This window comes from Methylocaldum sp. RMAD-M, from assembly GCF_017832375.1.
In the GTDB taxonomy this organism is placed as follows: Bacteria; Pseudomonadota; Gammaproteobacteria; order Methylococcales; family Methylococcaceae; genus Methylocaldum.
Window position 1 is genome coordinate 89,706 of the sequence record NZ_JAFIBZ010000009.1, and the last position, 25,555, is coordinate 115,260.

The 25,555-nt window shown below is 57.6% G+C and carries 20 protein-coding genes and 1 pseudogene; 10 read left to right on the top strand and 11 right to left on the bottom strand.

Annotation, left to right across the window (positions count from 1 at the left end; all coding sequences use genetic code 11):
• Positions 1 to 72: 72 nt before the first annotated feature.
• A complete protein-coding gene (locus JOD69_RS11325) occupies positions 73 to 999 on the top strand; it encodes a histone deacetylase family protein (protein ID WP_086134821.1) in 927 nt (308 codons plus the stop codon).
• A gap of 42 nt (positions 1,000 to 1,041) precedes the next feature.
• On the opposite strand, the gene JOD69_RS11330 is transcribed toward JOD69_RS11325, so the two are convergent.
• The 11 genes and pseudogenes from JOD69_RS11330 to truA all read right to left on the bottom strand — a co-directional run bounded on the left by JOD69_RS11330 (position 1,042) and on the right by truA (position 12,595).
• Positions 1,042 to 2,376 carry a UDP-glucose/GDP-mannose dehydrogenase family protein gene (locus JOD69_RS11330; protein WP_077729520.1) on the bottom strand — a complete coding sequence of 445 codons (1,335 nt, stop codon included), beginning with the start codon at positions 2,374 to 2,376 and terminating at the stop codon, positions 1,042 to 1,044.
• A gap of 62 nt (positions 2,377 to 2,438) precedes the next feature.
• On the bottom strand, positions 2,439 to 3,623 hold the full coding sequence (locus JOD69_RS11335; protein WP_077729521.1) for an O-succinylhomoserine sulfhydrylase: 1,185 nt from the start codon (positions 3,621 to 3,623) through the stop codon (positions 2,439 to 2,441).
• 31 nt (positions 3,624 to 3,654) lie between these two features.
• Complete coding sequence (purF, locus tag JOD69_RS11340) at positions 3,655 to 5,163, bottom strand: amidophosphoribosyltransferase (RefSeq protein WP_077729522.1); 1,509 nt, start codon at positions 5,161 to 5,163, stop codon at positions 3,655 to 3,657.
• 26 nt (positions 5,164 to 5,189) lie between these two features.
• Positions 5,190 to 5,690, bottom strand: a complete 501-nt coding sequence (locus JOD69_RS11345) for a CvpA family protein (RefSeq protein ID WP_086134776.1) — start codon at positions 5,688 to 5,690, stop codon at positions 5,190 to 5,192.
• Positions 5,691 to 5,768: 78 nt separating this feature from the next.
• Complete coding sequence (locus JOD69_RS11350; RefSeq protein WP_077729524.1) at positions 5,769 to 6,863, bottom strand: SPOR domain-containing protein; 1,095 nt, start codon at positions 6,861 to 6,863, stop codon at positions 5,769 to 5,771.
• A gap of 13 nt (positions 6,864 to 6,876) precedes the next feature.
• Positions 6,877 to 8,139: a bifunctional tetrahydrofolate synthase/dihydrofolate synthase gene (folC, locus tag JOD69_RS11355; protein WP_077729525.1), complete on the bottom strand. Its 1,263-nt coding sequence runs from the start codon at positions 8,137 to 8,139 to the stop codon at positions 6,877 to 6,879.
• 129 nt (positions 8,140 to 8,268) lie between these two features.
• Positions 8,269 to 9,114: pseudogene (gene accD / locus JOD69_RS11360) on the bottom strand (acetyl-CoA carboxylase, carboxyltransferase subunit beta); the annotation flags it as partial.
• An 8-nt stretch (positions 9,115 to 9,122) separates the two neighbouring features.
• Positions 9,123 to 9,932, bottom strand: a complete 810-nt coding sequence (gene trpA, locus JOD69_RS11365) for a tryptophan synthase subunit alpha (protein WP_086134778.1) — start codon at positions 9,930 to 9,932, stop codon at positions 9,123 to 9,125.
• The gene (gene trpB, locus JOD69_RS11370) at positions 9,929 to 11,149 is read right to left on the bottom strand and encodes a tryptophan synthase subunit beta (RefSeq protein ID WP_086134779.1); all 1,221 of its coding nucleotides are present in this window, start codon (positions 11,147 to 11,149) and stop codon (positions 9,929 to 9,931) included. Before trpB ends, trpA begins: the two co-directional genes overlap by 4 nt.
• Positions 11,124 to 11,783 carry a phosphoribosylanthranilate isomerase gene (locus JOD69_RS11375; RefSeq protein ID WP_077729529.1) on the bottom strand — a complete coding sequence of 220 codons (660 nt, stop codon included), beginning with the start codon at positions 11,781 to 11,783 and terminating at the stop codon, positions 11,124 to 11,126. The genes trpB and JOD69_RS11375 overlap by 26 nt, the downstream gene beginning before the upstream one ends.
• Entirely contained in the window at positions 11,780 to 12,595 is an 816-nt protein-coding gene (truA, locus tag JOD69_RS11380; RefSeq protein ID WP_086134780.1) for a tRNA pseudouridine(38-40) synthase TruA, read from the bottom strand. The genes JOD69_RS11375 and truA overlap by 4 nt, the downstream gene beginning before the upstream one ends.
• Positions 12,596 to 12,812: 217 nt before the next feature.
• Here truA and JOD69_RS11385 point away from each other — a divergent pair, with 217 nt between their 5' ends.
• From JOD69_RS11385 to JOD69_RS11425, 9 genes are all read left to right on the top strand, one after another.
• Complete coding sequence (locus tag JOD69_RS11385) at positions 12,813 to 14,102, top strand: citrate synthase (RefSeq protein ID WP_086134781.1); 1,290 nt, start codon at positions 12,813 to 12,815, stop codon at positions 14,100 to 14,102.
• 226 nt (positions 14,103 to 14,328) lie between these two features.
• Positions 14,329 to 15,423, top strand: coding sequence for a hypothetical protein (locus JOD69_RS11390; RefSeq protein WP_086134782.1), 1,095 nt, complete (start codon positions 14,329 to 14,331; stop codon positions 15,421 to 15,423).
• A 101-nt stretch (positions 15,424 to 15,524) separates the two neighbouring features.
• Positions 15,525 to 17,423 (top strand): ATP-binding cassette domain-containing protein, encoded by a 1,899-nt coding sequence (locus JOD69_RS11395; protein ID WP_086134783.1) that lies wholly within the window; start codon positions 15,525 to 15,527, stop codon positions 17,421 to 17,423.
• Between the two features lie 419 nt (positions 17,424 to 17,842).
• Positions 17,843 to 18,178, top strand: coding sequence for a hypothetical protein (locus JOD69_RS11400; RefSeq protein WP_205781106.1), 336 nt, complete (start codon positions 17,843 to 17,845; stop codon positions 18,176 to 18,178).
• 55 nt (positions 18,179 to 18,233) lie between these two features.
• On the top strand, positions 18,234 to 18,455 hold the full coding sequence (locus tag JOD69_RS11405; RefSeq protein ID WP_139841116.1) for a GMC oxidoreductase: 222 nt from the start codon (positions 18,234 to 18,236) through the stop codon (positions 18,453 to 18,455).
• Positions 18,456 to 19,240: 785 nt separating this feature from the next.
• Positions 19,241 to 20,563 carry a CmpA/NrtA family ABC transporter substrate-binding protein gene (locus JOD69_RS11410; RefSeq protein WP_240507076.1) on the top strand — a complete coding sequence of 441 codons (1,323 nt, stop codon included), beginning with the start codon at positions 19,241 to 19,243 and terminating at the stop codon, positions 20,561 to 20,563.
• 315 nt (positions 20,564 to 20,878) lie between these two features.
• Positions 20,879 to 21,871 carry an ABC transporter permease gene (locus JOD69_RS11415; protein WP_077729535.1) on the top strand — a complete coding sequence of 331 codons (993 nt, stop codon included), beginning with the start codon at positions 20,879 to 20,881 and terminating at the stop codon, positions 21,869 to 21,871.
• Between the two features lie 10 nt (positions 21,872 to 21,881).
• Positions 21,882 to 23,612, top strand: coding sequence for an ABC transporter ATP-binding protein (locus JOD69_RS11420; protein ID WP_086134785.1), 1,731 nt, complete (start codon positions 21,882 to 21,884; stop codon positions 23,610 to 23,612).
• 659 nt (positions 23,613 to 24,271) lie between these two features.
• A complete protein-coding gene (locus JOD69_RS11425) occupies positions 24,272 to 25,111 on the top strand; it encodes a formate/nitrite transporter family protein (RefSeq protein ID WP_077729537.1) in 840 nt (279 codons plus the stop codon).
• Positions 25,112 to 25,555 lie beyond the last annotated feature (444 nt).

The window sequence follows — 25,555 nt, forward strand, 5'->3', positions numbered from 1 at the left end:
CGGTTCTATTCCAACGGCAATACTCGGGTATTATATGGATCACTCATACGTTTATCACGCCGGATGCTCGTCATGACTACGATTTGCTTCAGTCATCGGAGTTTCTTGGAACACGACACCGGCCTTGGGCATCCGGAAAACGCGGAGCGCTTGCGTTCGATCGAGCGCGCACTTAGTCGACCCGATTTTTCCGGTCTCGATCGACGGGAAGCGCCGCGCGGTACCCGCGAACAGATTCGTTTAATCCACACCGATCGGCACATCGATTACGTCTTGGGAGCCGTGCCCAAACTGGGTTTTGCTTACCTCGACGGCGATACGGTCGTGTCGCCCGGTTCGGGCGAAGCGGCTTTGCATGCCGTAGGTGCCGCATGTGCCGCGGTGGATGCCGTTTTTGCCAAGGAGTCCACGAACGCTTTCTGCGCTGTCCGGCCGCCGGGACATCATGCCGAACCCGACGCGGCCATGGGGTTCTGCTTGTTCAACAATATCGCCATTGCCGCCGAATATGCCCGCAAACACCATGGAATCGAACGGGTCGCCATCATGGATTTCGATGTGCACCATGGAAACGGTACCCAACGAGCATTCGAAACGAATAAGGACGTCTTATATGCATCGACTCACCAGTTCCCTTGGTATCCCGGGACCGGGAGGTCCGGCGAAACCGGTGCGGGCAATATGATCAATGTGCCTCTGGCAGCCGGCAGCGGGTCCCATGAATTTCGCTTGGCCGTGGCGGACAAGATTCTGCCCGCTATCAATCGTTTTACGCCGGAGCTTGTCTTGATTTCCGCCGGCTTCGATGCCCATCGGGACGATCCCCTGGCCGATCTGAATTTGGTCGAGGACGATTATGCTTGGGTAACTTCGGAACTGGTGAAATTGGCGAAAGAACACGCACGAGGCCGACTGGTATCCGTTTTGGAAGGTGGATACAACCTGGAGGCTTTAGGAAAGAGTGTGGCCGCGCATGTACGTGCGCTGATGAAGAGCTGATGGCTGGAAAAGAGGGGGCGCCGAGCGCCCCCGCTATTCGAATCAGGCTAAGGACGCGCCCCGCCCAATGCCGAAATAATCAAATCCCATCATTTTCATCCGGGCCGGATCATAAAGATTCCGACCGTCGAAGATGACGGGATGCGACAGTTCGGCCTTGATCGTATCAAAGTCGGGGCTGCGGAATACATTCCATTCAGTGACGATAATCAAGCCGTCAGCACCTTTCAAGGTAGCTTCGGGGCTGTCGCAAAGCGCGAGATCGGACCTATGCCCATATAATCGCCCGGCTTCGTGCGTCGCGACCGGATCGAACGCTTGTACCTTGGCGCCCGCCTCCCAAAGGGCTTCGATGATCACCCGGCTGGAAGCTTCGCGCATGTCGTCCGTATTCGGCTTGAATGCCAACCCCCAGAGAGCGAGTGTCTTTCCTTTTAGATCGTCCTTAAAATAATCCTTAACTTTTTCGTAAAGTCTCAGTTTCTGCCGGTCATTGACATCCTCGACCGCCCGCAGCAACTGGGCCTGATATCCGACGTCCCGCGCGGTGCGCTCGAGTGCTTTAACGTCTTTCGGGAAGCACGAACCGCCGTATCCGCAGCCGGGATAAATGAAGTGGTAACCGATCCGCGGATCGGACCCGATGCCCACCCTCACCTTCTCGATATCCGCGCCCAGACATTCGGCGAGATTCGCCAATTCGTTCATGAAGCTGATTTTCGTCGCCAGCATGGCATTGGCCGCGTACTTGGTCAGTTCGGCCGAGCGAATATCCATGCAGACCAGGCGGTCGTGATTGCGATTGAATGGCGCGTACAAGGCCCGTAGAAGTTCGGTAGTGCGGGGATTGTCGGTGCCCACCACGATACGATCCGGCTTCATGAAATCCTCGATGGCTGCCCCCTCTTTCAGGAATTCCGGATTTGAAACCACATCGAATTCACATGGCTTCTGCCGGTCGTTGAGCACCGTATTTATCGCCTGGCGGACTTTATCCGCCGTGCCGACGGGCACGGTCGACTTGTTGACTACAACGCGATAATCCTCCATGCGTTCGCCAATGCTGCGCGCGACGGCCAACACATATTGCAGGTCGGCCGACCCATCCTCGTCGGGAGGCGTGCCGACTGCGATGAACTGGAATAAACCATGCTGAACCGCCAGGTCCACATCGGTGGTGAAATGCAGACGTTTCGCGGCCATGTTGCGTTCGATGATGCTATCCAGACCAGGCTCGTAAATCGGAACCTCGCCTTGATTGAGCCGGGCAATCTTGCCCTCGTCGATATCTACGCATACCACCTCATTGCCTACCTCGGCCAGACAGGCTCCGGTAACGAGGCCGACATAACCCGAACCAAAGACGGTGACTTTCATGACTGTTCCTTTTTGTTACGAATGAGATTCTGCACGCGGAGGTCGATACGACCAATCCGATCTTATGCAAAGGCGCGAAGCAAATCGCGCCTGATGTCATCGATATTTTCAAGCCCCACGGCGATACGGACCAAACCCTCGCTGATACCGGCAGCGGCACGTTCGTTCTCGCTCAGCCTGCCATGAGTCGTGGTTGCGGGATGGGTGATGGTCGTTTTGACATCCCCTAGATTCGCAGTGATGGATAGCAGGCGGGTCGAGTCGATCAGGTTCCAGGCCCCTTCCCGGCCCCCTTCGACCTCGAAACTCACGATGCCGCCGCCCGCAAATTGTTGCCGCACGGCTAACTCATGTTGGGGGTGGGACGGCAGTCCCGGATAATACACGCGCTTGACCCAAGACTGGGCTTCCAGCCACTCCGCAAGATTCAGGGCATTCTCGCTATGCGCGCGCATGCGTATCGCCAAGGTTTCCAGCCCCTTGAGAAATACCCAGGCATTGAACGGACTCATGGAAGGGCCACCCGTCCTTAGAAAGGGATAGATTTCCTTATCCAATAACTCCTGCCGGCCAACGATCGCGCCTCCGACGCATCTCCCCTGCCCGTCCAGGTACTTGGTTGCCGAATGAACGACGATATCCGCTCCCAAATCCAGAGGCTTCTGCAAAGCGGGCGTACAGAAACAGTTATCGACCACCAGAAGGCTCCCATTTTGCCTGGCTATCGTTGCAATGCGATGAATATCCGCAATTTCGGTCAGCGGATTTGAGGGAGTCTCGAGAAAAAGAAAGCGCGTTTCGGGCCTGACGGCTGTTTCCCAGGCCGCATAATCGGTCAGATCCACGAAAGTGGTCGTGACGCCGAATTTGCTCAGGTAATTCTGGAACAGCAGAACTGTGTTGCCGAACACGCTCCGGGAGCACACGACATGGTCTCCGGCCTTTAACAATCCGAAGGCCGTCGTAGCGATAGCGGCCATTCCCGAAGCCACCGCAATGCAGCGTTCTCCGCTTTCCAGGGCGGCGAGCCGTTCCTCGAAAGCTCGAACGGTGGGATTGGTGAAGCGCGAATAGATATTGCCGGGAATCTTACCGGAAAACCTCGCGGCGGCATCCTCGGCGCTGTCGAACACGTAACTGGACGTCGCAAAGATCGGATCGGAATGTTCCTGTTCGGACGTCCGTCGCTGCCCGGCGCGTATCGCCTGAGTTTCGATGGCATACTGCTGCCATTCCCAATCGGTCATGTGGTCTACCTCGCAAAAAGCGTCCGTGATACTAGCCCGCGTTGTGCAACTCGATGATCGAACCATCGGCCGAGCGTCTGGCCTTGGACTGATCGTTACGGTGCTTGCTGAGCCGATCGAGGTATTCCTGATTGATATCCCCGGTGACATAGTCATCGTTGAAACACGATGTGTCAAACCGCCCGATGGAAGGATTTCCTCTCTGCACGGCCTCGATCAAATCGCTCAAGTCCTGATAAATCAACCAATCCGCGCCAAGCTCATCCTGCACCTCCTGTTCGCTGCGCCCATGGGCGATCAATTCATGCGCCGCAGGCATGTCGATGCCGTATACATTAGGATAGCGTACCGGCGGAGACGCGGACGCGAAGTAAACTTTGCGCGCTCCGGCATCCCGCGCCATTTGAATGATTTGCATGGACGTAGTGCCTCGGACGATTGAATCGTCGACCAGCAAAACGTTCTTGTCCTTGAATTCGAGGTCGATCGCGTTCAGTTTCTGTCTGACCGACTTCTTGCGAAGCTGTTGTCCGGGCATGATGAACGTACGTCCGATGTAGCGATTCTTGATAAAGCCCTCCCGGTATTTCACGCCCAGCCGGTTGGCGAGCTGCAACGCCGCAGTCCGGCTCGTATCCGGAATGGGGATCACGACATCGATGTCGTGATCCGGGCGCAGCCGCATAATTTTCTCGGCCAGTTTATCGCCCATGCGAAGCCGGGCCTTGTAGACCGAGATATTGTCGATGATGGAGTCGGGACGCGCGAAGTAAACGAATTCGAATATGCACGGCGAATAAAGCACTTTTTCGGCGCATCGACGCGTATGTAGCGTACCGTTCTTTTCGATGATCACGGCCTCGCCAGGCTGCACATCCCTAATCAGCTTGAATCCCAACACGTCCAGGGCGACGCTCTCCGATGCGATCATGTAGTCGGTGCCCTTGGCGGTCTTGCGTTCGCCGAACACCAAGGGGCGAATGCCGTAAGGGTCCCGGAAACCGATGATACCGAAACCGGTGATCATCGCCACCACCGAGTAAGCGCCCCGGCAGCGCTGGTGTACGGCCGCCACGGCACGGAACACATCTTCGGGGCCGACCCGAAGCTTCCCCAGTTCCTGGAGTTCATGAGCAAAGACGTTAAGGAGAACCTCGGAGTCGGAATCGGTGTTGATGTGTCGTTGATCTTGGGCGAACAGATCTTCCTTCAGCACCTCGGCATTGGTCAGATTACCGTTATGCGCCAGACTGATGCCGTAAGGAGAATTGACGTAAAACGGCTGGGCTTCGGCCGAGCTCGTGCAACCGGCGGTGGGATAACGGACGTGGGCGATGCCCATCTTTCCCCTGAGGTTCACCATGTGGCGAGTATGAAATACGTCCCGTACCAAACCGCTGTCCTTGCGCAAGTTAAAGCGATCGTGTTCGCAGGTGACGATACCCGCGGCATCCTGTCCCCGATGCTGCAATACGGTCAGGGCTTCATACAGCTCCTGATTGACTTCGTCACTGGAAACGATGCCGGCAATACCACACATAGGTCAACTCACTTAACAATAAAAAATCATCGAAATTTGACATAACTGCCGAAGTCCGACGGAAGTTGGTCGCGAAGCCATAAAGCTAACGACTGAAATGGCGGAATCAAGGCAGATTCTTTCCACCAAGGGTCTGCCGGAAGAGGTGTCGCTCCGGCCAAAAGAACCAGCACTGAAACGATGACGACTCCGCGGCCGATACCGAATACCATTCCGGCAAGACGATCGGTCCCCGTCAACCCGGTACTTTTCACCAGCATGTGCAGCAAAAAAGTAACCAGGCTGGCCAATATCAAACTGGCTAAAAAGAGTATCCCAAACGATGCAGCCATCCGGGCGGAGGGAAGGGAAATGACGGAATCGAGATAAACCGAAAAATCACGGCTGAATTGCAACCCGATCCACGCTGCCGCAACCCATGCACAGAGTGAAAACACTTCGCGAATAAGACCGCGCAACAGCCCGATGAAGGCTGATAAACCAATGATTCCGGCAATACAATAATCGACCCAAACCAGATTAGACATGTCGTACTCTCGCCGACGATAGCACTGTCGTATTGATAATCGTCTGGTCAGAAATCCGGTATCCGGGAATGCCAGCGATCACGGATGCGGAACCACGATACCCTTGATACCGATAGTATTCTCAATCTGCTTCTGTATCTGCTCTGCCCGTGTCCGGTTCAACTCGGGACCTACCTGAACGCGGTAGACTGAGGTTCCGGCGTTGTTAACGACCTCCACAAATGCGGGAAAGTTCGATTTTCGCAGCTTATCGGCCAGTGACCGCGCATTGCCCTCGGTGGTAAAACTACCGGTTTGGACTACCCATGCCGCCAAGTCATCGGATGCCTCCGGTGCAGGAATTGGCGGCTCAGGAAGCTTCGCTCCCCCACCTCCAACGGCTGGTTTCGATGGGATTTCAGGAGCTTTTGAAACCGCTTCGGACGGTGCCGCCTTCGAATTATCCAATGAAGGCTTGATCTGCGCCGGTTTTTGGGGACTCACCGGAGACGACGCAGATTTAGCCGATTCGGCAGCTCTTGTCGTCTCGGACTTCTTCGATCCTTTTTCGATCGGTTTCGCGGGCGGGGCTTTTGGTTTCGCCTTAGGCAGTGCGGCGGGCTGGTCCGGCGGCATCGTATCAACGGCGCCCTCTTCCGAATTGACCGTCAGGGTTGTCGGCTCGAGTTTGCTTTTTCTGGCGAGAGCCTGTTTTGATTTGCTAACTCCGGCGGCTTTTGCCGGTTCATCGGTTTTAGCCACTTGCGCTTTGTCCGATTCAGCGGGATCGGCTGCGCGACTAGTTTGCGCATCGCCCGTGGCTTTCAAAACATCCTCATCGGCAACCGTCGGTTCACTATCCGCTATAGAAGCCGCCCGATTTTCGGGCTTTTCGCCGGACTCGGCAGAAGCGGACTGCTCGCTTTCCGCGGCGGTCGAATCGCCATCGGTCAAGGGGATTATCCGATAACCCGTACTAGTGCTTTCGCTCTCCTCCGACGGAGCAACATCGGCTGCCGAGTTCGGCAGCTCGATGGCCTTGGCTTCAACCTCTTTGGGAAGTGCCGGAATCTCGCCGGAGCCGGCAGCGCTTAGATCGTCCTGCCGTTCCTCGAACAGCATGGGCACGAAAATAACTACCAGAGAAACAATGATGATAGCGCCGATGAGACGTTGTTTCAGTTGCTGATCCATGAATACCTCGGACTCAGCTCATTTGAGCCAAATACTCGGAAACTAGAAAGAATGAGCCAAACACGAGCACGAGGTGATCGTTTTCCGCGTCCTGTTTGGCGGCACCGAATGCCGCTGCAGCATCGGCGAACCCAGACCGGACTGCTGAAACGCCAAGACTGTCGAAAATAGCTAAAAGTTGATCGGCAGTCGCTGCCCGGGGCATTTTGAGGGGAGCCAAATACCAATGCTCGACCAGGTCTTTTATGTTAGTGATAATCCCGAGAACGTCCTTGTCGCGCATAACGGCGAAGACTGCATGTATGGTTTTCCCTCCAAACCGGGAGCCCAGATATTCCGCCAATACCCTCACCGCCTGAGGATTGTGCGCCACGTCCAATAATACAGGAACACTTCCAGGGATGTACTGAAACCGTCCGGCCAAAGTGACATTTCTCAACCCATTCCGAACGGCCGCCGCTGATACGGGCATGTGGGTTTCGATCCTCTGCAAGACTTCCAACACAGCCGACGCATTGATCAATTGGTGACTACCTTGGAGCGCCGGAAACGGCAAATCGGCCAGCTGGGTGTTTCGCCCCAGCCAGTTCCATCCGTCGCCGGACACCTCATACATAAAATGCCGCCCCGCATACGAAAGCGGCACGCCACCCTCCTCGGCATATCGGACCACGGCCTCCGGCACATCGCTGTCTCCGATGACCGCGGGTCTGCCGGGTCGAAAAATACCGGCTTTCTCCAGCCCTATGGCCGTGCGGGTTTCACCCAACCAATCCTGGTGATCGAGGTCGATGCTGGCAATCAGGGCCGCATCCGCGTCGATGATATTGACGGCGTCCAGACGACCGCCCAAACCGACTTCGAGCACTTGTACGTCCAGATCGGCGGTAGCGAAGATATCGAGCGCCGCTAAGGTGCCGAACTCGAAGAAACTGAGAGTCGTCTCGTCGCGCACCCGTTCAATACGCTCGAACGCGTCGCAAATCCGGTCGTCGCTGACGGGTTCCCCGTCAATACGGATTCGCTCGTTATAGCGTAGAAGATGCGGCGACGTATATGTGCCGACCCGGTAGCCCTCCTGGCGTAAAATCGCGTCCAACATCGCTACACATGAGCCTTTTCCGTTTGTGCCGCCGACGGTGATGGTGAAAGGCGGCTTTTCGCGACGACCAAGCCGTCCATGGACCATTTTGACGCGGGACAAGCCGAGGTCGATAGACTTCGGGTGCAGGGTCTCCTGCCAGGCCAGCCAATCAGCCAGCGTTTTGAAACGCATGAACTATTCGTTGCCCGTAAGTTCTTCGGCAGAAAGAGAGGTATAAGCCGCGGCAAGCATTTCGGGTCTTTCGACGCGCTTTTCGACGACGACCGCCTCGATACTGGCGGCAGCCGGCTTTTCAAAGGCCAGTATCGACAACAGGGACGCGATTTTTTCGCGCATCTCCCGACGATCGACGATCATGTCCAGAGCGCCGTGATTGAGCAAAAACTCGCTTCTCTGAAATCCTTCCGGCAGTTTTTCGCGGACCGTCTGTTCGATCACGCGCGGTCCCGCAAACCCGATCAGAGCGCCCGGCTCACCGATGTTGATGTCGCCCAGCATGGCCAAACTGGCTGATACGCCTCCCATCGTCGGATCGGTCATCACGGAAATGAAAGGAATGCCCGCATCGGCCAACCGCGCCAAGGCAGCGCTGGTTTTCGCCATTTGAAACAGGGACAACAAGGATTCCTGCATACGGGCGCCGCCGCTGGCGCTGAAGACGACCAATGGAATTCCCTGCTCCAGGCAGTGATTGACGCCCCGCACGAAGCGCTCTCCCACGACCGACCCCATGGAACCGCCCATGAATTCGAAATTGAATGCGGCAGCGACTAATGGCCGGCCTTGGAGCTGACCGGCGACGACGATCAGCGCGTCCTTTTCGCCGGTGGCTTTTTGCGCCTGAACCAAGCGATCCTTGTACTTCTTGCTGTCTTTGAACTTAAGCGGATCGACGGGCGTAAGTCCTTCGCCGATTTCCAGGCGATTGCCGGGGTCGAGAAACAGATGCAGGCGCTTGCGCCCGCTGATGCGCATGTGATGGCCGCACTTCGGGCAAACCTCCAGATTCCGTTCGACTTCCGACCGGTACAGAATTGCGTTGCAGGCCGGACATTTGCTCCACAAGCCTTCGGGGATCGCGCTTTTCGTAGACGCTTCCGTGCGGATTTTCGAAGGTACTAATTTGTGAAACCAGCTCAAGGTGATGACTCTCGCTAAAAAGATGCGTCCATCGCGGTACGCATGGATTTCAACAGATCGACGATATCGTTGAGCGCTCGCCCGGAGTCGCCCCGTGCAACCTCGATTTTCTCGACCAGCGCACTGCCCACTACCACCGCGTCGGCAAATTTGGAGATCGTGGCCGCGATCTCGGCGTTCTTGACGCCGAACCCGACGCCCAGCGGCAGATCCGTTAGCGCGCGAATTTCGGAAAGCTTACGCTCGACATCGCTCAAATCCAAATGCGAGGCGCCGGTGACACCTTTCAGAGAGACGTAATACAAATAGCCCCGCCCCAACTGGCCCATCTTGCGTATCCGCTCATCGGTACTGTTGGGGGCGAGCAAAAAGATCGGATCGATACCGGCTTGCTCCAAAAGCGACAACAGGTCGGACGATTCTTCGGGAGGCATGTCCACGGTAAGAACGCCGTCGACGCCAGCGCTCCTGGCCCTGTCGACGAACGCGCGGTACCCCATGCACTCGACCGGGTTGAGATACCCCATGAGAACGACAGGAGTCTCGCTATCGTTCGAACGGAACTTTTCTACCATGTCCAGCACGCGGCGAAGGCTCATCTTGTGCAGAAGAGCTCGCTCGCTGGCCTTTTGGATGACCGGACCATCCGCCATCGGATCGGAGAAAGGCACGCCCAGTTCGATGATGTCGGCCCCGGCCTCCACCATCGCGTGCATCGCCGGAACCGTGAAATCCGGATGGGGATCGCCCGCCGTGATGAAAGGAATGAGAGCTTTCCGGTTGGCTTGTTTTAAAGTCTGGAACTTGGCGGTCAAACGGCTCACAGGGTAATTCCTTCGCGCCTTGCAATGGTGTTGATGTCTTTGTCCCCGCGTCCCGATAGGTTGACCAGGATTTTTTGATCCTTGCTCATGGTGGGCGCGAGCTTCATGGCGTAAGCCACGGCGTGGCTGGACTCCAGCGCCGGAATGATGCCTTCGATCCGGGTCAGCGTGTGAAAGGCCTCCATCGCCTCGTCATCGGTGATGCTGACGTATGCGGCCCGACCGCTGTCCTTTAACCAGGAATGCTCCGGACCCACGCCGGGGTAATCGAGGCCGGCTGAAATCGAATGGGTTTCGATGATCTCGCCATCCTCGTCCTCCATGAGATAGGTGCGATTGCCGTGCAGAACGCCTGGTTTGCCGGCGCTCAGAGGAGCCGAGTGGCGACCGGTCGCAATGCCCTCGCCCGCCGCCTCGACACCGTACATCGATACGCCGTGTTCGTCTATGAAGGGATAGAACAGGCCTATGGCGTTCGAACCGCCTCCGACGCAAGCTACCAGCGCGTCCGGCAAGCTACCGGTGAGTTCCTTCATCTGCTGTCTGGCTTCGCGGCCTATGACCGCCTGAAAATCGCGAACCATGGCCGGATAAGGATGAGGACCGGCCACTGTGCCGATGATATAAAAGGTATTGTCCACATTCGTAACCCAATCGCGCATGGCCTCGTTGAGCGCGTCCTTTAGGGTTTTCGAACCGGATTCCACCGGCACCACGGTCGCGCCGAGCAACTTCATGCGGAACACATTGAGGGCCTGGCGCTCGACGTCGACAGCCCCCATATAAACCACGCACTCCATTCCCAAGCGGGCGGCGACTGTAGCGGTAGCCACGCCGTGCTGTCCGGCGCCGGTCTCGGCTATAACGCGCTGTTTGCCCATACGTTTAGCGAGCAAAGCTTGTCCTACGGTATTGTTGACCTTATGGGCACCGGTGTGATTGAGATCCTCGCGTTTGAAGAAAACTTGCGCGCCACCCAGCATTGAACTAAGGCGCTCCGCGTAATAGATCGGCGAAGGGCGCCCCACGTAATGCTTGAGATCGTAATCTAATTCCGCAAGGAACTCGGGATCTTTCATGTAGCGATAATACGCGTCCCTCAACTCCTGAATCGGATACATCAAGGTTTCGGCAACGAATACGCCGCCATAGGGCCCGAAGTGGCCCCGCTCGTCGGGCAGGTTGTACGATTCAGTCGATGTGTACTCTATGGTCATATTCGTGTACCTGTTCTAGAAACGCCGCCATTTTATCGGCATCCTTGATGCCCTTGCCTGCTTCTACACCGCTGGATACGTCGACGGCATAAGGCTGCACCGTCCGCAAGGCTTCCACGACGTTATCAGGAGCAAGCCCTCCGGCCAAGATCACCGATCGGCGGAGTTCCTTCGGAATCAAGTCCCAGTCGAAGCGATGACCGGTCCCCCCCTTGGCATCCGAATGCCATGCGTCCAACAGAAAACCTGCCGCATCCGGATAAGTATCCACAATTGTCGTCAGATCTGTTTCCGACCGCATCCTTACGGCCTTGATATAGGGTTTTCCGAAACGGCGGCAGTAATCCGGGCTTTCATCACCGTGAAACTGAATCAGATCGATACGTACCTGTTGCAAAATCTCGCGGACCACAACCTCGTCTTCATCGACGAACAACCCGACCACCGTGGCGAATGGCGGCAAAGCAGACACGATGCTTTGCGCCGTCTCGACGTCGAGATTTCGTGGACTTGGCGGATAAAAAACCAAACCGACGGCGTCGGCGCCCAGTTGAACAGCTATCAAGGCGTCGTCCGGGCGGGTGAAGCCGCAGATTTTAACGCGAGTTCTACGGAAGGGATACGGAAATTTCACTCGCTTTCCGAAGGAGTATAACGACTGGCGTCTTCCGGCAGATAATCGAATATCGGATGACGGGGTAAACCGAAATGGGGAGGGTAATAAACACCGCCTAAGTATAACCCGTCGGCCGGCGCCGTAACACCGGCGCACTTTCGGTCTCGGGCCCCGAGAACCTCGGCCGCCCAATCCGGGCGCTGCTTGCCCGATCCAACCTCCATCAAGACGCCTACCATATTCCGAACCATATGATGCAGGAAAGCATTGGCGCACAGCTCGATGATAACCCTGTCATTCTCCCGCCGCACGTGGATGAAATGCATCCGGCGCATGGGACTCTTGGATTGGCAGTCCTGGGCTCGGAACGAGGAAAAATCATGTTCCCCGATCAGATTGTTTGCCGCCTCCTGCATGGCTTTCTCATTGAGCGGATGAAAATGCCAGGTGAGTTGTCGTCTGAAGAGCGCGGACTTCATCGGGCGATTCAGGATGACATACCGATAGAATCGAGCGATGGCGCTGTAGCGCGCATGGAAGTCCTCCGGAGTCTCTTGAACCCAGAGGATACGCACGTCTTCGGGAAGCGCCGTATTAGTCCCCATCAGCCAGGAATACGGCTTACGGTACACCTTGGTATCGAAATGGACGACTTGCTCCAAGGCATGCACGCCCGCATCCGTCCGGCCAGCACAGATGACGCGAATCGACTCGGCCGCAACGCGGCTTAGAGCGTCTTCGACCGCGCCCTGGACGGTAAGCTTCCCCTTTTGCCATTGCCAACCGGAGAAGGCTTGACCGTCATACTCGATACCCAAGGCGATACGCATCGTTTTAGAAATTATTTGTTTAACAAGATAACAGGAAAGAACGTTCCGCTATCAGTCCAATGTTACCATCTTGAAACAATCGCGGCCGAAACGGGCCTACTGAAAAGCATCGAAAAACGACTGAGCACTCTTTAGGCAGGCTAGCGTTAAATGACCGGTTGTCGTTACACTGAAACAGAAACGAGAACAAAGTCCGTATTTAGGGTTTCTTAGCATTATGGCAGACACAGCAAAGCTCGAACTGGACGGCAAACGGTTCGATATTCCCGTCGTCGTCGGTACCGAGAACGAAAAAGGGCTGGATATCACCCGGCTCCAGGCATCGACCGGTTACATCACCGTCGATCCCGGTTACGCCAATACAGGCTCCTGCACATCCGCCATCACCTACATAGACGGCGACAAAGGAATTCTCCGCTACCGCGGGATCGACATTGCCGAGCTCTGCGAGAAGTCGACGTTCATGGAAGTCTGCTATTTGCTCATTTACGGCGAGTTGCCGAACGCCGAGCAATTTACGAAATTCAAGGACAAGGTCCTTTTCCACTCGCTGATTCACGAGGACATGAAGAGCTTCTTCACCTCGTACCCCGGCCATGCCCATCCCATGGCCATTCTTTCGGCAATGGTGTGTTCCCTCTCGGTTTATCATCCGGAACTGTTGAAACCGGATCAGTCGCCGCACGAGCGGGACCAAACCATTACCCGGCTCCTGTCCAAAGTGCGTGTGCTGGCCGCCTTCGCCTACAAGCGATCGGTGGGTGAAGCTTTTGTCTACAGCCGTCCGGAACTGGACTACCTCTCCAACTTCCTGCACATGATGTTCACGACGCCGGTCAAACTGTACGAGCCGGACGAGGTGACGCGCAAGGCGCTGGACGTATTGTTCATCCTGCATGCCGACCACGAGCAGAATTGCTCCACCTCGACCGTTCGCATGGTGGGATCTTCCAAGGCCAACCTTTTTGCATCCATTTCGGCCGGCATCTGCGCCTTGTGGGGTCCGCTGCACGGCGGCGCCAACCAGGCTGTGATCGAAATGCTGGAGGCGATCGCGGCCGACGGCGGAAACTACAAGAAATTCATCGACAAGGCCAAGGATAAAAACGATCCATTTCGACTGATGGGGTTCGGACACCGAATCTACAAGAATTACGACCCCAGGGCGCAGATCATCAAAAAGCACTGCGACGAAGTACTCGGAAAGCTGGGCATTCACGACCCGATTCTCGAAATCGCCAAGGGCCTAGAGGAAGTGGCGCTCACCGATCCCTACTTCATCGAGCGCAAGCTTTACCCCAATGTCGATTTCTATTCGGGAATCCTCTACCGTGCCATGCGGATTCCGACGAACATGTTTACCGTAATGTTCGCTTTGGGAAGACTGCCTGGCTGGATTGCTCACTGGAAGGAAATGATCGAGGAACCCGGCATGAGAATCGCACGGCCCCGCCAGATATACATCGGCGAACGGCAACGGGCCTATAAACCCATGAACGACAGGTAGAATCCGTCTTCGAATTATGCTTTGCTCCCGGTCCGACGGGGACATCCGAACCGGGCGCGTAGCATCGGCGCTTGCCCGCCATTGACCGCTTCCGAACGCATCGCCCACCGGCAAAGCGGCCGCTGACGTTTACCGCTTCGGACTTCCGGCTTCTTTCGATCGCCTTGGGGCAACCCGATGCCGTTTATTGAGTCAAATTTGATACAAGGGTTATCGTATCGCCGTCTTGAATCGAAAATCGCACGTCATTGCCTGGCTTGCTTCCCACTTTCTCGTCCTGTCCTTTCTTTCCGCGTCAGCCGCCGAAGAAAGCCTGTGCAAACCTGAATCGGCCCCAGCGGCCGCATCGACTCCCGTTCGTTCGCCGACTCGGGTATTGCTTATTCCCCTCTTAAGAAAAGATCCGGATTCCGCGGAAAACGAACGCTGGCCAGAACGCCCGGCGGCGGAAATCGAGGCTTTTTATCGAACCAGCTTCTCCGCACAAGTCACTTGGTTGCGGGATGTCCGCAAATGGGAGGACTACTACCGCAAGGCCGATATGTTGGCGCAGCGCTCGGCGCCTTTCGACCGAGTGATTCTTATCGGACACGGCGGATATGACGGACCGATTCTGAACGGTCATATCATTCAGAACGCGCTCACCATCGAGGGAGATCACGCTAAAGCGACCCGGATCGTCGAGGCGCAGCCCGGAGTTGCGGAGATTTTCACCGTTACCTATGACATCCGCCAGAATCGGGAATTCAGCAGCTTCATGGACGGCCGTTGGAAAGAACTTTCCCGAAAAGATTCTACGGAAATCAGAAATATTCTGATAAGCAAAGAGCGCAGACTCCAACCCTTGGATACCGCTTGCCTGCAGCGCCAATGTTCGGCCGCGATGCTGGCCTCCATTCCGAACGATACCGATCGGGATCTCAAGCGCGCAGCCTGCGAATCCATATGCAGAGTTCCGCTCTTCGTTTTGCGCTCATTCGAAGAGCTTAGCCCGGAGCGGTTTCGAAACTTCGTCCAAAGTTTGCGTTCTCTCGTCAAGCCGAACGGCTTGATCGTGCTCGGCATGTGCAATCCGGGCAGCAGCGTACCGGAGAGAGAATCTCCCTGGGATGTCGGCGGTGCCTTGGTACACTCGAAGCTTGCCTCCGGCCCTCATCAAACCTATGTACACTTGCTCGCTACCGCGACCGGGCGGAGCGTAGCCGGCCCCATCGGCAAGACCAGTGCCGAGGATGTCGTGAACCGGGTGAAGCTGTTCGAAGAGCGGCGACCCCAACGATATCTGCGCATTGTCGCTCCGACCGAACGCTGCGCTCCCTGAGTGCCCCGCAACGATCGTCCAGCGGTCTCGATTGCTCCGGATTCGGTGCGACAAACTACTTCTGCGCGTAAAATTCCCGTTTTTTCCTGTCCCACACTCCGATGGCTTTAATCACCTTCCGCAATATACACGTCAGCTTCGGTCAGCCTCTGCTGGACGGCATCGGCTTTTCCCTGGAAAAAGGCGAGCGGGTGTGCCTCGTCGGACGCAACGGAGCGGGGAAATCCACGTTGCTCAAACTTTTGACAGGCGATTTGATTCCGGATGAAGGGGAAATCATCGATCAAGAGGGCTTGCGCATCGCCCGGCTCGATCAGGAAGTCCCGCTGGACGCCACCGGCAGCGTGTTCGACGTCGTTGCAGGCGGGTTGGGCGATACGGGCGAGTTGATCCGCCGGTTTCATGACGTATCCCATCGCGTTGCGAGCCATTCCGACTCGAAGTCCTTGGCGGAATTGGAGCAATGCCAGCACGCGATCGATGCCATCGGCGGCTGGGATCTCCACCGGAAAGTCGAATCCCTGCTGTCTAAGCTCGACCTGCCGGTGGATACCGATGTCGAGTCTCTGTCGGGCGGCCTGAAACGCCGGGTGTTGCTGGCCCGAGCCCTAGTCTCAGAGCCCGACGTATTATTGCTCGACGAGCCCACCAACCACCTCGATCTCGCGGCGATTCTTTGGCTGGAGGAATTTCTGCTCGGTTGGCCGGGAACTTTGATCTTCATCACCCACGACCGGATGTTCCTGCAAAGGCTGGCAACCCGGATTATCGAGCTCGACCGGGGCAAGCTGTTCGACTGGCCCGGCGATTACGCCACCTATCTGAAGCGCAAGGAAGAACAACTGAACGCCGAAGCCAAGGCTCAATCGGAATTCGATAAAAGGCTCGCGCAGGAAGAAGCCTGGATTCGCGAAGGCATCAAGGCGCGCCGCACCCGCAACATGGGCCGGGTACGGCGTCTGCTCGACATGCGCCAGGAACGCGCGGAACGGCGGGGCCGTACCGGCCAGGTCAGCATGCTGCTGCAGCAGGCGGAAAAGTCCGGACGACTGGTGGTGGAAGCCGAGAACGTTCGGTTCGATTACGGCGGTCAACCGATCGTGCGCGATTTTTCCACCACGATCCTGCGGGGCGACAAGGTCGGCATCATCGGGCCCAACGGCTGCGGCAAGACCACCCTGCTTCGCCTGATGCTGGGCGAACTGCAACCGACGTCGGGCCGCATCCGTCTTGGAACCAACCTGCAAATCGCCTATTTCGACCAGTACCGGGCACAGCTCGAGGAAGAAAAATCGGTGATCGACAATGTCGCCCAAGGCAGCGACCGGGTGAGCGTCAACGGGCGCAACGTTCACGCCATCGGCTACCTCAAGGATTTCCTCTTCACTCCCGAACGGGCACGTCAGCCGGTGAAGTCGCTTTCGGGGGGCGAGCGCAACCGCCTCCTGCTCGCGCGGCTGTTCACTCAGCCCGCGAATCTCCTGGTGCTCGACGAACCCACCAACGATCTGGACGCGGACACGCTGGAACTGCTGGAAGAACTGTTGACCGATTACGACGGCACCGTATTGCTGGTGAGCCACGACCGGGCGTTCCTGAACAACCTCGTCACCAGCGTGCTGGCGTTCGAAGGCGACGGCATTGTCAACGATTACGTGGGCGGCTACGACGACTGGGTGCGGCAACGCCCGGCACCTCAGCCCGCCCCGGCAAAGCCGGCCGTTGAAAAACCGATTCCGCCCAAGCCGGTCAAGGAAAAGCTGAGAAAGTTGAGCTTCAAGGAACAGCGCGAACTCGAGGCTTTGCCCCAGCAGATCGAGGCGCTCGAAACCGAAATAGCCTCATTGAATGAAGCGATCTCCCGCCCCGAGTTCTATCAGCAGACGAAAGACACCATTACCGGAACCCAGGCCCGGCTGGCGGAATTGCAGCAGACGGTGGAGGCGGCGTATATGCGCTGGGAAGAACTGGAGGCCTTGCGGGAACAGCTGAGCACTTGAGCCGGCGCCCGCAGGCTCATTTTCCGTAGTGGTCCCAATGCCCCCGAAACAGAGCGTGCTCGCTGATCGGACTTCGCGACGACCGCGACGGCGGCGGCCGCCGCCTATTGCGGTCTGGGCTATACCGCCGTCTTCTGGGGCGACGCGCCCGAGCGTATCGACGGCAACTACCGCATCACCCGCATGCTGCAAGCCGAGACCATGTTCACCGGCGATCCCGACAGAGCTTCGATGGATCATGGTATATAGGCGGTCTGCGAGGACCTGCGGCTCAGGGTCGCCATCCCTACCCCATCCGCCTGTGCTCTAGGCGCATTGGGGCATGCGCTGGCGGCGCGGGAACTTCAGCGGTTGGCATCGGCATTCGCCATGATCTTCCGGGAGTCGGCAAGAACCTCCAGGACCATCTCCACACGAGGGTGCGCTGCGAGATCACACAAGCGTTGACCTTCGCCCCGCTTCCGGAAGCGCAAAAGGCCGCTGCGCTGCGGGAATACGAAGCGAGCCGAAGCGGCGCGCTGGCTTCGAATTTCCTCGAGGCGGGGGCCTTCGTCAAAAGCCGTCCGGAAGAGACGATTCCCGGGCTACAGCTGTTCTTCCTGATGACCCTGCCGCCCGATTATCCCGAAGCGGGAGCCACCAACCGGCACGGCATCACGTTCACCGCCTACATCAATCGGCCCCTGAGCCGCGGAGAGGTCACGCTGGCCTCGGCGATCCGCTCGACCGGCCGGTCATCGACCCCAACTACCTGAGCCATTCCGACGAGGTCGCACCGGGAGCACACCTCCGAAGCGACGCGGATCTCGAATCCTTCGTGAGGCGTACGGCCTCCACCACCTGGCACCCGGCCGGCACCTGCGAGATGGGCCACGACGCCATGGCGTCGTCGATTCCCGCTTGAAGGTGCACGCAATCGAGGGACTGCGGGTGGTCGATGCTTCGATCATGCCGACCATCGTGAGCGGCAACACCAATGCGCCGACGATCATGATCGCCGAGAAGGCAGCGGATCTGCTTCGGAACGGCTAGAGCGTTTTCCGGTTTGGCGTAGCGTCCAAGGTAGGTCGGCAATCCCTTGCCGACAAAGACGCTCGGCCGGGGCATGGCGTCGGGAAGGGGGGCTTCGGCGCTCCAATCGCAAACGGCCATCCCAGGAGCGCTGGGATGACCCTTCCAATCGCAAACGGCTTGGCCGGGAGCGCCGGCCACGCCCTTCCCGAAGACGCCGTTTGCGATTGGAAGGGGCCGATTAAAGGCCCGTTTGCGATTGGGAAGGGATTCCCGACCTACGCGCGAGTGCCCGTACAGTAGGTATGAAAATGCTCTAAAGCCTGCTCCCACGAGCCGTAAACCAATCCGACAGCCGCTCCAGTGCGTCGGCAACGGATTGCCGACCTACGAATTTCCGGTCCTTGCCTACGCGCGCAGCCCTTCCGAATGCATTGCGTGTTTCATATTCGTGCGGCATCCCTGCATTGGTGCACGAAAGGTCGACGAGTTCTGCCAATAAGCGGATCGCAAAGGCTCGAATATCCATAGCTCCGTGACTTTCCGGCGCCTGGCATACCTTCTGCTTCTATGACTCATTGAACAAGCTGCGCGCCAAAGGCGGCGCGCGAAAAATCGACAACGGCGTCTCGCTGCCATCGATGATGGCAGCCAGGCGCTTTTTTTTGCCCGACGATAAACACTGGAGCACAAAAATGGGAGACGAAAAGGCTGTACGGGGAGCGGGGGTCCAAAGGGCCGGCGTCGGTCGGCGCCGGTTCATGCGGCAGGCGGCCGGCATGGCCATGGCGGTTGCGCTTTGCGCGATGATGGCGGCGGGTCCCCACGAGGCGCAAGCGGAGGTGGGGCCACCGGAAAAAGTTTCGCTCAAGTTCGGCTTCATCAAGCTGACCGATATGGTGCCGCTGGCGATCGCCTACGAGAACGGCTATTTCGAGGACGAGGGGCTGTCCGTCACGCTGGAAGCCCAGGCCAACTGGAAAGTGCTGCTCGATCGGGTGATCTCGGGCGAACTCGACGGCGCCCACATGCTGGCCGGGCAACCCATAGGAGCAACGATCGGCTTCGGCACCCAGGCCGACGTCATCACCGCCTTCAGCATGGACCTCAACGGCAACGGCATCACCGTTTCCAACGCCGTTTGGGAGGAATTGAAGAAGAAGCTGCCGATGAAGGACGGCAAGCCGGTGCATCCCATCGACCCCAAATACCTCAAGACGGTCGTCGACGGTTACAAGAAAAAGGGCAAGCCCTTCAACATGGGCGTGGTGTTCCCGGTATCCACCCACAATTATGAATTGCGTTACTGGCTGGCGGCAGGCGGCATGAATCCGGGCTATTACGCGCCCACCAAGGGCGACATCAGCGGCACGCTCAAGGCCGATGTGCTGATATCGGTGACGCCGCCGCCGCAGATGCCGGCCACCATGGAAGCGGGCACCATCGACGGCTATTGCGTAGGCGAGCCCTGGAACCAGCAGGCCGTGTTCAAGGGGATCGGCGTGCCGGTGGCCACCGACTACGAGGTCCAGGTGAACAATCCGGAGAAGGTGTTCGGCGTCACCAAAGCCTGGGCGGACGCCAATCCCAACACCCATATCCGCGTGGTGAAGGCGCTGATCCGCGCCGGGTACTGGCTGGATGCAGAGAACAACAAGAACCGCGCCGAGGCTGTGAAAATCATCTCGAAACCGAACTACGTGGGTGCGGACGAAGCGGTGATCGCGAACAGCATGACCGGCACCTTCGAATACGAAAAGGGCGACAAGCGCGAGGCACCCGATTTCAACGTGTTCTTCCGTTATCACGCCACCTACCCCTACTACTCCGATGCCATCTGGTACCTCACCCAGATGCGCCGCTGGGGCCAGATTCCCGAGGCCAAGCCCGATTCCTGGTACATGGAGACGGCGAAGAAAGTCTATCGTCCGGACATTTACGCCGCCGCGGCCAAAGAGTTGATTGCCGAAGGCAAGCTTAGCGCTCAGGACTTCCCCGATTTCGACAAGGAGACCGGATTCAAGGGCCCGCAAAAAGGTTTCATCGACGGCACCGTCTACGACGGGCGTAAACCCAACGATTACCTGAAGCAGTTCAAGATCGGCCTCAAGGGCAACGAAAAGCCGTAACCCTGGAAACGGCAGTTGACCGCTTCGATGCACGAGAAAAGCCCGCTGCCTTTTGTAGCGCGTTTTTTTACCGCGGTTTGGCTGAGCATCGGAAATGCGCAGGTCGGCAATCCTTTGCCAACCGAGTCCCTTGCCGACGGCGTGTGTCGGAAGGGTCGCGACTAAAGCGACCGTTTGCGATCGGGAATGGATTGCCGACCTACTTCGGGAGCTACGCCAAACCGGAAAACGCTTTGGGTAACCAGTGAAACCATCTTCATTCAGTCACGTCGAAGGCCCTTGCGCTGCGCGGGCTCTCCGACAGGGAGGATCAACATGACGGCACAAACATTATTGCAACGATTGGGCACTCTGACACAGGCCAACGCCAACGGAGATTCGAAACTGGCGGCCATCTTCCACAGCAACTGGCCGCCCCTATTCGGCATCGCCCTCTTTCTGGTGCTCTGGCACGTGGGAGCCGCCGGAGTCAAAACCTCGCTCGGGGAACTGCCGGGTCCTGCGGCGGTGTGGGAACAAACCCAGAACCTGTACCAGGAACACATCGCGGAACGGGAACGCGAGGCCGCGTTCTACGAACGTCAGGAAAAGCGCAAGGAGCGGTTCTTGGCGGAAAATCCGGGCAAGGAATTCACCCCGCTGCCGTACACCGGCAAGCCGACCTACCTGGACCAGATCTTTACCAGTCTTTACACGGTGTTCGCCGGATTCACCATGGCGACCTTGGTCGCCGTGCCGCTGGGAATCCTGTGCGGCCTGAGCAAATCCTTCCAGAACGCGATCAATCCGCTGATCCAGATCTTTCGGCCGGTGTCGCCTCTGGCCTGGCTGCCCATCGTCACCCTGGTGGTGAGTGCGGTATACGTGACGAGCGGCACGCCCATGTTCGAGAAATCCTTCATCATCTCGGCTATCACCGTGACCCTGTGCTCGCTCTGGCCGACCCTGATCAATACGGCCGTCGGGGTTGCCTCCATCGACAAGGACCTCATCAACGTGTCCAAGGTGCTGCGGCTTTCCACCCGCACCAAGGTGATGAAGATCGTCATTCCGTCCTCGCTCAAGCTCATCTTCACGGGGCTCCGCCTGTCCCTGGGTGTGGGCTGGATGGTGCTGATCGCGGCGGAGATGCTGGCCCAGAACCCCGGCCTCGGAAAATTCGTGTGGGACGAATTCCAGAACGGCAGTTCGCAGTCGCTAGGGCGCATCATGGTGGCCGTATTCACCATCGGCTTCGTCGGCTTTCTGCTGGACCGCATCATGCAGACCTTGCAGCAACTGGTCAGCTTCGGCGAGCGTTCAAGCTAAGGAGTCCAATATGTTAAGCCTACAACGCATCTACACCGACGATTTCGACAGCCAGCCGCCCGAAGAGCCGGCGCCGCGGACCGTGGCGCTGGAACTGAAAGGCGTCGGCAAAGGCTACGGCACCGGCGCCCGGCGGACCGAGGTGCTGAACGACATCAACCTCCGTATCGTGGAGGGGGAGTTCGTCGCCATCGTCGGTTTCTCCGGCAGTGGCAAGACCACCCTCATCTCCCTCATGGCGGGTCTCATCGAGGCCGACGCCGGCGAACTGCTGTGCAATGGCAAGACCATCGAGGGTCCGGGACCCGACCGGGGCGTGGTGTTCCAGAACTATTCGCTGATGCCCTGGATGACCGTGCGCCAGAACGTGGCGCTGGCGGTCGACCAGGTGTTCAAGGATGCGCCCAAGGCGGAGAGAGCAGCGTGGGTCGAGAAATACATTGCCATGGTGAATCTCACCCCCGCCATGGACAAGCGTCCCGCCGAACTTTCCGGCGGCATGAGACAGCGGGTTTCGGTGGCGCGCGCGCTGGCGGCTTCGCCCGACATCCTGCTGCTCGACGAACCCCTGAGCGCTCTGGATGCGTTGACTCGTTCCAAGCTCCAGGACGAAATCATCCGCATCTGGCGCCAGGAAAAGAAGACCGTCGTGCTCATCACCAACGACGTGGACGAGGGCATCATCATGGCGGACCGCATCATTCCGCTGAAGCCCGGCCCGAACGCAACCCTGGGACCGGAATTCGAGGTCGCCCTGCCCCGTCCGCGCGACCGCCAGGCCATCAACCATTCCCCGGAGTTCAAGCGCATCCGGCGCGAGGTAACTCAATATCTCATGCAAATCAGCCATGAGCGGGAAGTTGCGACTTCCGACAACATCATCAGCTTGCCGACGGTCCTTCCCAACACCGCACGCGAACACCAGGCTCCCGACATCAAGCCGGTTCCGGCAAAAGCCGGTTTGGAGCGCTACGTGGAATTCTCCCGCGTCTCCAAGATCTATCCGAGCCGCAAGGGTCCCATCAAGGTCGTCGACGGCTTCGATCTCAAGATCCGCAAGGGCGAATTCATTTCCATCATCGGCCACTCCGGCTGCGGCAAATCGACGGTGCTGTCCATGGTGGCGGGTCTCAACGACATCAGCGAGGGCGGCATCGTCCTCGACGGCCGGGAAGTGGTCACCGCCGGCCCGGACCGCGGCATCGTATTCCAGGCGCCCAGCCTGGTGCCCTGGCTCACGGCGTACGAGAACGTCTGTCTGGGGGTGGAACAGGTCTATCCCCACGCCAGTAAGAAAGAGCGCATAGCCATCGTCGAGCACTATCTCAGCCGGGTCGGCCTGACCGACGCCAGGGACAAGAAAGCCAGCGAGCTGTCCAACGGCATGAAACAGCGGGTGGGCATCGCCCGGGCATTCGCGCTATCCCCCAAGCTGCTGCTGCTGGACGAGCCGTTCGGCATGCTCGATTCACTCACCCGATGGGACTTGCAGGAAGTTCTGATGGAGGTGTGGACCCGCACCAAACTGACCGCCATCATGGTGACTCACGACGTGGACGAGGCCATTCTGCTCGCCGACCGCGTGGTGATGATGACCAACGGGCCGAACGCGAAAGTCGGCAAGATCCTCGAGATCGACCTGCCCCGCCCCCGTACCCGCACCATGCTGCTCGAACACCCGAACTACTACGAATTGCGCGAGCAGTTGCTCACCTTCCTGGCGGAGTGCGATCACAGTTGATGAAATGGGTCACGCTGAGGAACCGCCACGCCGGACGCTGCGAGGGCGGTGAGTAGTCCGCACGGAGCGCAACGCGATGTCGTTGCCGAATGGCCTTTTGGCTCGTTCCCAGATGGATGGGAACGGAAAAGCCGGAGGTTGAGGACCCGCGCAAAAGGAAAGCGGCGGATCAGCGAGCCGCTTCCCTTTCCCTTTCCCTTTCCCTTCCCGACCCCGCCGGCTGCCGCGTAGGCCACCTCCTTATATAACCGAGGCCAGCAGCCGCAAGCTCCCATTCGGCTCCAGGGCATGTTGGCATGTGGAACAGACCCTATATGCACCCGCGTTCAAGCGGTGAGCCTCGAAAAAACAAGGCTGTCGAGGATGGTCAGGCAAAATTCCTGAGAGCAGACCCCGTATGCACCCCTGTTCCGCTGTGCACCATGTTAGTTCAAGCGATATCTTTTATTCCATTCAAAGCCGCACAAAACTACGTAATTGCCATTAGTTATCAATAACTTATCAAGATTAACGAAACTTGGCACAAAATACGCTTATATCGAGCTGAGGTTTATTAAGCAACGGCGCTTTAACCCCTTTAGGGTTATGGCGCTTTTTTTTTGCCTCACTGGTTCTTCATTGCATGACCGATACCAATAATCGAGCTAAAGGAGAAAATTATGTCTTATTTAGTCCCGTCAGAATTTGTCACCAAGATGGTGGATGCAGGTGAATCGAAAGTATTCATGTCAACCAGGGATACGGTGATCAGAGCGTATATGGCCGGCGCCATCCTGGCATTGGCTGCGGTGTTTGCGGTTGCGATGACCGTACAGACGGGCTCTCCGCTCATTGGCGCCATGTTGTTCCCCGTCGGTTTTTCCATGCTGTATTTGTTGGGCTTCGATCTACTGACCGGGGTATTTGTTTTGACGCCGCTTGCATGGCTCGATAAACGCCCGGGGGTGACAATTGGCGGTATCTTAAGGAACTGGGCGTTGGTCTTTATCGGCAATTTCATGGGGGCGTTTACCGTGGCGGTGATGATGTCGATCGTTTTCACCTTCGGTTTCTCGACAGAACCCAATGAAGTAGGTCAAAAAATTGCCGGTATCGGGGAAGCGCGTACGCTAGGTTATGCAAAGTATGGAGCGGCAGGCATGCTGACGCTCTTTATCAGAGGCATGCTTTGCAACTGGATGGTCTCTACCGGCGTTGTCGGCGCGATGATTTCCACGTCGGTGAGCGGTAAGGTGATCGCCATGTGGATGCCGATCATGCTCTTCTTTGCAATGACCTTCGAGCATTCGATCGTCAATATGTTTTTGTTTCCGTCAGGTCTGATCATGGGCGGAAAGTTTTCGATCATGGATTACCTTATCTGGAATGAGATTCCGACCGTTGTGGGAAATCTGGTTGGCGGGCTCGCGTTCACCGGACTGACTTTGTATTCCACACATGTAAGAACGGCGCCAAAACGGGTCAGTAAGGAGCGTGTCTCGGTGGGAAGAGCAGCCTGACGAGTGACCTCTCATGCCAAAAAGTTGGTGAAGAGGAATCAGTGAGGCTGGTAATAAAGGATGATGGCTGGCGGGAATTCCGGATGAGTTGTGGGAGCGGAACGGTGGGTCGGGAGGCGCGCCCATAGCCGGCTTATTAACCCGGCCTATAAATATTGGCCGGGTTAATCCGGGGCAGGGATGCCCCGGCGCGGCGACAAGCCGCGTGAGCCCAGGCCGGGCGTGTACCGGGCCTGGGCGGCGGCCCGAAATACCAGGAGGGTATTTACGGGCCTGATTAATAATCTGTTCAGCCGTAATTTGATCCATTGGGAACAACGGGCGATAACGATCTTGCCATGCTCTACTTGGCCTGCAGCATCATCGCCTGACGTGCGACCAGCCTACTGGGATCGGCTCCAAATAATATGCAATAAGATGAAAGAGCTTCAGCTGTCTACACGG